We start from the raw sequence: 1,843 nt of genomic DNA, 5'->3' as shown, positions 1-1,843 counted from the left end.
GCTCTGAATCATCGATTTCAAGACCATGATCGCCTTCGCCAGACTCCATGTAACGTTCATAGGCATGGTTGCGAATGACTGACACATGCCTTCCAGTTATGTCTGTAGCAATAAAGCTTTCAAGTGGTTCTACAAAGCCATCGTTCTCGTCTGCTTCGAGGCCGACATGTTCGTAGTCAGTGACATTTCGGTTTTCGGACATGGCAGGTGAACTCGCGTTGCCCCACTGTTCAACAATTTGCCAAGCGTCTTCACCATCAAAGCCATTATAGGAATCATGCTCATCCATACTTGTCCTGCCAAACGCGGGAGTGAGTATGAGCTCTTCTATGGGACGATTGAACGCAAGCTGTTGCCGCGGTGCATGCTCAATGCAATAAATAGTATCGGGAACAGCGTCTAATCGTTCGTAAGGAATTGGTTCCTTGCATGTTAAACAAACACCATAGGTTCCTTTGTTTATTGCTTCAAGAGCTGCTTCAATTCGAACGAGATGCAAATCTTCTTGCTCGAGAAGGGCAATGTCCTTCCCTCGCTCGTAGAGCTCAGTAGCCAGATCTCCTGGGTGGTTGTCGATTGGAGACAATTCTCCTGTATCATCACGCAATGAATGGCCCAGTCCGTAATGATCATTATCCGCGAGACGTTGTTCAATTTCATCGCGCTCGGTTTGCAGTCTACTTTGAAGCAAATGAATCTGAACTTGTGTTGGGGTTGACATATGAAGCACCGTCCTTTCCAGTGAACATAACTGCTTCATTAGCTTTTGCAGCTGAGCTTTTTTTCAGTATGGACTTCGCTGGAAGAATAGCGGTGTTGCTGGCTCTTACTTATCCCAGTGTGCTACAATAATTTGGGACTAAAAGAATATGCTTACGATGATGGTTTTGCTACACAAAACCTAGGTCAATGCTTACGATGCTGGTTTTTCTATGAAAAACCTTGGGAGAGTGAAGAAATGCGGTTTTATTATTATTTAATTGCAGTACTTGTTTTGGTGCTTGATTTTATTACAAAGAAAATAATTGAAACGCAGTTAAATTTGGGAGATCAAATTAGCGTCATTGGTAATTTCTTTCTCATTACTTCGCATCGAAATAGCGGTGCAGCCTTCGGTATATTGCAGGGGCGGCGTTGGTTTTTCATTATTATTACTTGTGTAATTGTAATTGGAATCATTTGGTACATTCAAGCTGTGCGTAAGTCAGCGAAGCCATGGCTATTAGTGGGGCTTGGACTCGTACTTGGCGGTGCCATAGGCAATTTCATCGATCGTGCTCTGTATGGTGAAGTTGTTGACTTTCTACAGTTTAATTTTGGCAGCTATCAGTTCCCGATCTTTAACGTTGCGGATTCAGCTATAGTGTGCGGCGTAGCGTTAATATTAATTGACACCTTGCTGATGGCGAGGGAAGAGAAAAAACAATTGCAAAACGGAGAGGACAAGGATCAAAACAACCATGAGCAGCAACCCTTATAATGAAGAGTCGTTAGAATGGATCGTCTTACCAGAGGAATCTGGAGAACGATTAGATAAGTTTGTGACAGACAGCATCGATGATGCGGCTGTATCACGTACGCAAGTTCAAGAATGGATTAAAGCTGGAGCCGTTGAGGTTAATGGGAAAGTTGCAAAAGCAAATTATAAAGTTTTGGAGAATGATCAAGTTGCTTTGCAAATCCCAGAGCCTCAGGAAGCAGCTATTTTGCCCGAAGCTATTCCGCTTGAAATCATTTATGAAGATTCAGATCTGATAGTGATTAATAAGCCTCGTGGTATGGTCGTTCATCCCGCGCCAGGACACTCCTCAGGAACGGTCGTTAACGCGCTTATGCATCATTG

General features: G+C 43.5%; 3 protein-coding genes. 2 read left to right on the top strand and 1 reads right to left on the bottom strand.

The window, feature by feature from the left end:
- Positions 1-721: TraR/DksA C4-type zinc finger protein (locus AC1DWN_RS33175; RefSeq protein WP_477563092.1), on the bottom strand; the 721-nt coding region annotated here is incomplete at its 3' end.
- 237 nt (positions 722-958) lie between these two features.
- On the opposite strand from AC1DWN_RS33175, the gene lspA reads away from it, so the two are divergent.
- Both lspA and AC1DWN_RS33165 read left to right on the top strand, forming a co-directional pair.
- Positions 959-1,480, top strand: a complete 522-nt coding sequence (gene lspA, locus AC1DWN_RS33170; protein ID WP_477563091.1) for a signal peptidase II — start codon at positions 959-961, stop codon at positions 1,478-1,480.
- On the top strand, positions 1,461-1,843 hold a 383-nt coding region (locus AC1DWN_RS33165), incomplete at its 3' end, for a S4 domain-containing protein (RefSeq protein WP_477563090.1). The genes lspA and AC1DWN_RS33165, both read left to right, overlap by 20 nt.

Source organism: Paenibacillus sp. P4_A7 (genome assembly GCF_056402455.1).
Note: the sequence above shows the minus strand (reverse complement) of the source record. Positions and strands in the feature narration are given on the sequence as shown.